Annotated in this window: 8 protein-coding genes; 6 read left to right on the top strand and 2 right to left on the bottom strand. The window is 68.8% G+C overall.

What is annotated here, in order from left to right:
• Positions 1-251 precede the first annotated feature (251 nt).
• Positions 252-791, top strand: coding sequence for a hypothetical protein (locus LADH09A_RS02760; protein ID WP_238643154.1), 540 nt, complete (start codon positions 252-254; stop codon positions 789-791).
• Between the two features lie 14 nt (positions 792-805).
• On the opposite strand, the gene LADH09A_RS02755 is transcribed toward LADH09A_RS02760, so the two are convergent.
• Positions 806-1,021 (bottom strand): flavin reductase, encoded by a 216-nt coding sequence (locus LADH09A_RS02755; RefSeq protein ID WP_238643153.1) that lies wholly within the window; start codon positions 1,019-1,021, stop codon positions 806-808.
• A gap of 287 nt (positions 1,022-1,308) precedes the next feature.
• On the opposite strand from LADH09A_RS02755, the gene LADH09A_RS02750 reads away from it, so the two are divergent.
• The 5 genes from LADH09A_RS02750 (at position 1,309) to LADH09A_RS02730 (ending at position 5,225) form a co-directional block, all read left to right on the top strand.
• The gene (locus tag LADH09A_RS02750) at positions 1,309-2,097 is read left to right on the top strand and encodes a helix-turn-helix domain-containing protein (protein WP_238643152.1); all 789 of its coding nucleotides are present in this window, start codon (positions 1,309-1,311) and stop codon (positions 2,095-2,097) included.
• Positions 2,088-2,279, top strand: coding sequence for a DUF397 domain-containing protein (locus LADH09A_RS02745; RefSeq protein WP_238643151.1), 192 nt, complete (start codon positions 2,088-2,090; stop codon positions 2,277-2,279). The genes LADH09A_RS02750 and LADH09A_RS02745 overlap by 10 nt, the downstream gene beginning before the upstream one ends.
• Before the next feature lie 235 nt (positions 2,280-2,514).
• Positions 2,515-3,312, top strand: a complete 798-nt coding sequence (locus LADH09A_RS02740) for an ABC transporter permease (RefSeq protein WP_238643156.1) — start codon at positions 2,515-2,517, stop codon at positions 3,310-3,312.
• Positions 3,313-3,322: 10 nt separating this feature from the next.
• Positions 3,323-4,132: an ABC transporter permease gene (locus LADH09A_RS02735; protein ID WP_238643150.1), complete on the top strand. Its 810-nt coding sequence runs from the start codon at positions 3,323-3,325 to the stop codon at positions 4,130-4,132.
• Positions 4,133-4,196: 64 nt separating this feature from the next.
• On the top strand, positions 4,197-5,225 hold the full coding sequence (locus LADH09A_RS02730) for a YihY/virulence factor BrkB family protein (RefSeq protein WP_238643149.1): 1,029 nt from the start codon (positions 4,197-4,199) through the stop codon (positions 5,223-5,225).
• Positions 5,226-5,301: 76 nt separating this feature from the next.
• Here LADH09A_RS02730 and LADH09A_RS02725 read toward each other — a convergent pair whose 3' ends face one another.
• A complete protein-coding gene (locus LADH09A_RS02725; RefSeq protein ID WP_238643148.1) occupies positions 5,302-5,775 on the bottom strand; it encodes a hypothetical protein in 474 nt (157 codons plus the stop codon).
• Positions 5,776-6,000: the final 225 nt, after the last annotated feature.

Here is a 6,000-nt window from a genome sequence, read left to right as displayed (position 1 = left end):
CCCGACTCCGTGAAGCCCGTGTCCAGCAAGCGGGGGGGTCGGTGTGCCGGCTCAGGGCGGCGGGTTTCTGACATCCGAGTCGATCAAGCGGTGGGGTCGGGGCGCCGGCTCAGGGCGGCGGGTTCCTGATGTCCGAGTCGATCAGACGGCTGGGTTTGCGCGCCGGCCCAGGGCGGCGGGGCGAGAAGCGGGGCGACAGGTCGACGGGGTCGTCGTAGGGTGACCGGCGATCTTTCGTACCTGGGGGTTTCATGTCTGATCTGTTGATCGCCAACCGACGTCAGGCCGGGCTGACCGCCCTCTACCTGGGCGTCTTCGCGATGGTCTGGTTCAGTGTGCCGGCGGCGGAGCAACCGCTTCGTGCCCTGCTCGTGGTGGGCAGCATCGTCGCGCTGCTCACCGCCGTGGCGGGTGGTGTGCTGTCCGCCCGACTACGGGGTGCCGGCAGCCCTCGGGACCGGGCAGCCGACCGCCCGTACCTGCTCATCGTCGTCGCCGAGTTCGCCGCCGCCGGGCTGGGTGCCGCCGTGCTGGTCGCCGCCGGCTGGTCCGAGTACGTCCCGGTGCTGGTCTGTCTGGTGGTCGGCCTGCACTTCTTCCCGCTCGCCCCGCTGCTGCGGGACCCGCTGCTCCGGCCGCTCGGTGCCGCGCTGTGCGTGGTGGCGGCGGCGGGGCTCGTCACCGGCCTCGCCTCGGCGGTGTCCGCCGGTCTGGTCGTCGGCGCCGGGGCGGGAGTACTGCTGCTCGGTTACGCCGTCCAGGCGCTGGTCCGCGCCTACCGGCCGGCCTGACCGGCTGTCACCGCTCAACGGGCCCTGGCCCAGGTGATGAATCGGTCGCTCAGCCGGTCGTGGCCGGCCTGGCCGGCGAGGTCCCCAGCCGCCTCGTAGAGCAACGCGGCGAGGTAGACGAGCAGGCTGATCCGGTCCTCGCGGTACTCGCCGAGCAGCGCCAGGCGAGCCGGCGAGCAGGGCCATGCCGCGCCGCAGACCCGGCAGCGCCAGGACGGGCGTGCGGCCACGTGTGGGCGGTACCGGGGCATCAGCGCCGGCCGCCGTCATGAACCGACCAGGTGAGTCGCACGAGGGAACCTCCATCAGGTGGTGGGGAGCGCCCCGGATCGGGGGTCACGGGGCGCTCCCGGCCTGGTTCCGCCCGCCGTCTGATCCCGTGAGCGGTTCCGCTGCGTGACAGTCTGGTGAGAACCCGACTACGGTGGGAGGTTCCGCACGCCGACGACCAGCGCGTACGGCGATCGGCCCGGCACGGTACGGGAATGTACGGGGGTTGTCCGTGGAGAGTTCGTCCATGCTGGAGCACTTCGCCGAGGAGCTGCGGCTGGCCCGGGCCGTCAGTGGGATGTCGCAGACGGCGCTGGCCGAGGCGTTGAGCTATTCCGGGGCGCTGGTGGCCAAGGTGGAGACATCCGAGCGCCGGCCGAGTCTGGACTTCGCCCGCCGGTGTGACGCCGTGTTCGGGGTCGACGGTCGGTTCGAGCGCATCCAGCGGCGGATCAGCCGGGAGGCCGTGGTGCCGTGGTTCCGCGACTGGGCCGGCATCGAGCAGGAGACCACCGCGCTGCGCTCGTTCGAGCCGCTGTGTGTGCCGGGCCTCTTGCAGACCGAGGGGTACGCCCGCGCACTACTGACCGGTGGCGGCTTGTTCGCGGCGGACGAGGTCGAGCAGCAGGTGGCAACCCGGTTGGACCGGCAGAGGCTCCTCACCCGAGATCGGCCTCCGCTGATCACTGCCGTGATCGACGAGCACGTGCTGCACCGATCCGTCGGTGGGCCCGAAGTTATGCGCGAGCAGATTCAGCACCTCGTGAAGCTCGGCACGGCGTTCCCGAGGGTCCGCATCCAGGTAGTGCCGAGTCCCGTCGGTGCTTACGCTGGGCTCGGAGGGTCGTTCGTGATCGCCAGCTCGTCACAGGCGGAGGACCTTGTCTACCTCGCCGGACAGCGTCACGGGCAGGTCATCGACCGCGCCGATTATGTCCGTCAGATGGTCGAGGTGTGGGAGTCGATCCGCGGTGAGGCACTATCGCACGGGCAATCCCTCGATCTCATGGCGGAAGTGGCGGAGACATGGATTTGACCGGTGCCCGGTGGCGCAAGAGCATTCGTAGCGGCCCGGACGGCGGCAACTGTGTGGAGGTTGCCGACAACCTGCCCGGGCTGGTGGCCGTCCGCGACTCCAAGGACCCGACCGGCCCCGCGCTCGTCTTCCCGCCCGGCGCGTGGCGTGCGTTCGTCAAGTCCGACGCGGTTGGCCGCTAGCTGGCGGCCACGCCGTCCAGATCAACTCGGCTTTCAGGAAGTCGGGGCATCGGGGCGGCTCTGACACCGCGACTTCCTGAAAACCGAGTCGATCAACGCGAGACCCGGCGCGGCGAGACCCAGCCCGGCGAAACCCGGGCGACACGTCGCCGGGGTCGTCGTAGGGTGACCGGCGGCCTGTCGTACCCCGGGAGTAGACAGGTCGTGGTGGTCGGCACGGTGGGTGGGGGTGGTCGTGGTGAGCGTGGCGACAGCGACGCGCGGGCGGTTCCCCTGGGTGCCGGCGTACGCCGTCTTCGAGCACTATCTGGTGGGTCTGCGACGCACCTGGCGGGCCGGGGTGTTCTCCTCGTTCCTGTTGCCGGTGCTGACCGTGCTCGGCTTCGGGATGGGCGTCGGCGCCTACATCGACCAGGGTGTCGGCGGGGTGCGCTACCTCGACTGGCTGGTCCCCGGGCTGATCGCCTCGACCGCGCTCCAGGTGACCGTCGGTGACGCGACCTGGCCGGTGTTCAGCAACTTCCAGTGGGTCAAGACCTACTTCGCGCAGAGCGCGTCGCCGCTGCGGGTGGGTGACATCGTGGCCGGGCACCTGGCCTTCGTGCTGTTTCGGGTGCTCACCACGATCGTGGCGTTCCTGCTGGTGACCGGGTTGTTCGGGGCGCTTCGGTCGCCGTGGGCGGTGGTCACCCTGCCGGTGGTCGCGTTGCTCGTGCTGGCCGTCGCCGCGCCGACCTTCGCGTACGCCGCGTCGGTGTCCAGCGACAGTTGGCTCGCGATGTTGTTCCGGTTCGCCGTCATCCCGATGACGCTCTTCGCCGGGGTGTTCTTTCCGGTCGAGTCACTGCCCGACGCGCTGCGGTGGCTGGCGTACGTGACGCCGCTGTGGCACGCCGTGGACCTGTGTCGCGCGGCCACGCTCGGCATCGCCCCACAGTGGTCGATCGTCGGGCATGTGCTCTACCTGGCCGCCTGGGCCGCCGTCGGTTGGCTGCTGGCGCTGCGCACGTTCCGTCGCAAGCTCGTCGTCTAGGGAGGCCGCCGTGGTCACGCTGATGCTGCCCCGGCTGGTCGACGTCTCCGCCGCGTCCCGGCGGTCGGCGTCGGTGGTCGAGCGCAACCTCTCGGCACTGAAGTCGGTCTACTGGCTGCTGCTGCTGTCCGGCTTCGTGGAGCCGCTGCTCTATCTGCTCTCCATCGGGGTGGGCGTGGGGGCGCTCGTCGGCGACCTGCCGCTGCCCGACGGCCGACTGGTCTCGTACGCCGAGTTCGTGGCCCCGGCGATGCTCGCCTCCTCGGCGATGACCGGGGCGCTCTCGGAGACCACCTTCAACTTCTTCGGCAAGATGAAATACATGAAGCTGTACGACGGGATGATCGCCACCCCGGTACGGCCGTTCGAGATCGCCGTGGGTGAGCTGGGTTGGGCGATGCTGCGGGGCAGCGCCTACTCGGCCGCGTTCCTCGGGGTGATGGTCGCTCTGGATCTGACCAGCGTCACTCGCGCGCTGGTCGCCCTGCCGGCCGCGGTGCTGGTCGGGTTCGCGTTCGGGGCGCTCGGCATGGCGATCTCCACCTTCATGCGCAGCTGGCAGGATTTCGACCTGGTGGCCTCCGCGCAGTTCACGCTGTTCCTGTTCTCGGGCACCTTCGTGCCGGCGCAGGCCTACCCGACTCTGCTGCACTGGCTGGTCGAGGTCACTCCGTTGTACCGGTCGGTGCACCTGATCCGCGGGGTCGCGCTGGGCGGCGGCGGTTGGGTCTGGGTGCTCGACGTGCTCTACCTGCTGGTGATGCTGGTGGTCGGCCTGTTCGTGGCCTCTCGCCGGATGGGCAGGTTGCTCTACAGGTAGGGGTTATCCGCGCGGGTTGACGGGGCATGTCCGGTGGTGACACCACCGACGAAGAGGAGGGGCGATGGCCTCGGACGAGTCTTCCGCCCAGCGGGAGCGGGAGCGTGATCCCGCGAACGCGCCGGTCGGGCCCGACGCGGGCCCGGACAGCCCCACCGATCTGCCCGGCAGCGGTTGGAAGGCGGCGCTGCGCCGGACGGTCCGCGAATTCCAGGACGACAGCCTGACCGACTGGGCGGCGGCGTTGACCTACTACGGGGTGTTGTCCATCTTCCCCGGCCTGCTGGTGCTGATCTCGATCCTCGGCCTGCTCGGCGAGACCGCCACCCAGGGCGTCACGGACACCGTCAACCAGGCGGTGCCGGAGGGCAGCATCCGGCAGATCCTCACTGACGCGATCGGCACGGCGGACAAGAACGGCGGCCTGGCCAGCATCGCGGCCATCGTCGGTCTGTTGGCCGCGTTCTGGTCCGCGTCCGGTTACATCGGCGCGTTCATGCGCGCCTCGAACACCATCTACGACGTGCCGGAGGGGCGGCCGATCTGGAAGACGCTCCCGATCCGGCTCGGCGTGACCGCGGTGGTCGGGGTGCTGCTGCTGGTCAGCGCGGTGATCGTGGTCTTCACCGGTCGTCTCGCCGAATCGGTCGGTGACGTGATCGGGCTGGGCTCGACGGCTGTCACGGTGTGGGACGTCGCCAAGTGGCCGGTCCTGCTGATCCTGGTCAGCCTGATGTTCGCGATCCTCTACTGGGCCTCGCCGAACGCCCGGCACGGCGGCTTCCGCTGGGTCAGCCCCGGTGGCGTGCTGGCCGTGGTGATCTGGCTGGTGATCTCCGGCCTGTTCGCCTTCTACGTGAGCAACTTCGGCTCGTACAACAAGACGTACGGTGCGCTCGCCGGGGTGATCATCTTCTTGGTCTGGCTCTGGCTGAGCAACATCGCGATCCTGCTGGGTGCCGAGTTCGACGCCGAGCTGGAGCGGGGCCGCGCCATCTCGGCCGGGCACTCGGTCGACGACGAGCCGTACGTCGAGCTGCGCGACGACCGCAAGCTCAGGAAGAAGCACAACCAGCGCGGCTCGGTCGACTGAGGCGGTGCGTCCTTGGCTGCCGGGCCCGTGCAGGACCCGGCAGCCAAGGACGCGCGCATTTTTTTGGAGCCGACCGTTAACTGCAGGCTGAGGTGAGGCACCAGCCGTTGAGCGTGACTGTTTGCAGGTCGTTCACCTTGTGCCAACCCGGGTAATATTTGTTACCCACGCTGTCGTAGTAAATGTAACCGCTGGGCACCTGGAATCCGTCGGTGTCCCGGAAGTCGTAGTAGTATCGCGAGTCGGATGCGCTGCCCTGGCCGGCCGGCAGCCACATCGTCTTGCTGTTGGTCGGCCAGTTGCCCGAAAGCTTGATCGATCGGCCGAGCCGGTTCTTCACCTCGCCGCAGAAGATGCCGGCGGTGCAGTTGCCGAGCGTAGTGAAGTCCCCTTCAGCAGCAGTTGAGGCGGCCTGCCGGGTGGGCGACGCGACCGCCGCGGCGACGTTGGTGCCGGTCGAGGTGGGTGCCGCCTGGGCTGCCGATGGTGCGACGAGCGCGATGAATGTCGCCACGGATGCGGCCGCGACAAAGCGCTTCGTTCGATTCATCTGGTTCCTTCCCATCGAGGTGTCCGAGCACGCCAGAACGGCAGGTCATCGCGAATAGGGAATTTGCGGTGCGCGATTAACCCCCGCAGCTGCCGATGTCCAGAACGCTATCTGTCGCGTAGATGACTGTCAACGTCTGTAGTAATTGCCGCAGCGCTTGACATCGATGGGTCGACGTTTTATGGCAGGCCCGTTCCGATGGCGTAATCGCTGCTTGGGTACGGC

It is taken from the genome of Micromonospora cabrerizensis (assembly GCF_022230955.1).
Lineage (GTDB): Bacteria > Actinomycetota > Actinomycetes > Mycobacteriales > Micromonosporaceae > Micromonospora > Micromonospora cabrerizensis.
This window is presented reverse-complemented; position numbering and strand designations above follow the sequence as displayed.

What these genes read in the sequence shown, in the direction of transcription:
- LADH09A_RS02725 (WP_238643148.1), bottom strand. Translation starts at nt 5,775, where the DNA reads ATGAATCGAACGAAGCGCTTTGTCGCGGCCGCATCCGTGGCGACATTC.
- LADH09A_RS02730 (WP_238643149.1), top strand. Translation starts at nt 4,197, where the DNA reads ATGGCCTCGGACGAGTCTTCCGCCCAGCGGGAGCGGGAGCGTGATCCC.
- LADH09A_RS02750 (WP_238643152.1), top strand. Translation starts at nt 1,309, where the DNA reads ATGCTGGAGCACTTCGCCGAGGAGCTGCGGCTGGCCCGGGCCGTCAGT.
- LADH09A_RS02760 (WP_238643154.1), top strand. Translation starts at nt 252, where the DNA reads ATGTCTGATCTGTTGATCGCCAACCGACGTCAGGCCGGGCTGACCGCC.
- LADH09A_RS02745 (WP_238643151.1), top strand. Translation starts at nt 2,088, where the DNA reads ATGGATTTGACCGGTGCCCGGTGGCGCAAGAGCATTCGTAGCGGCCCG.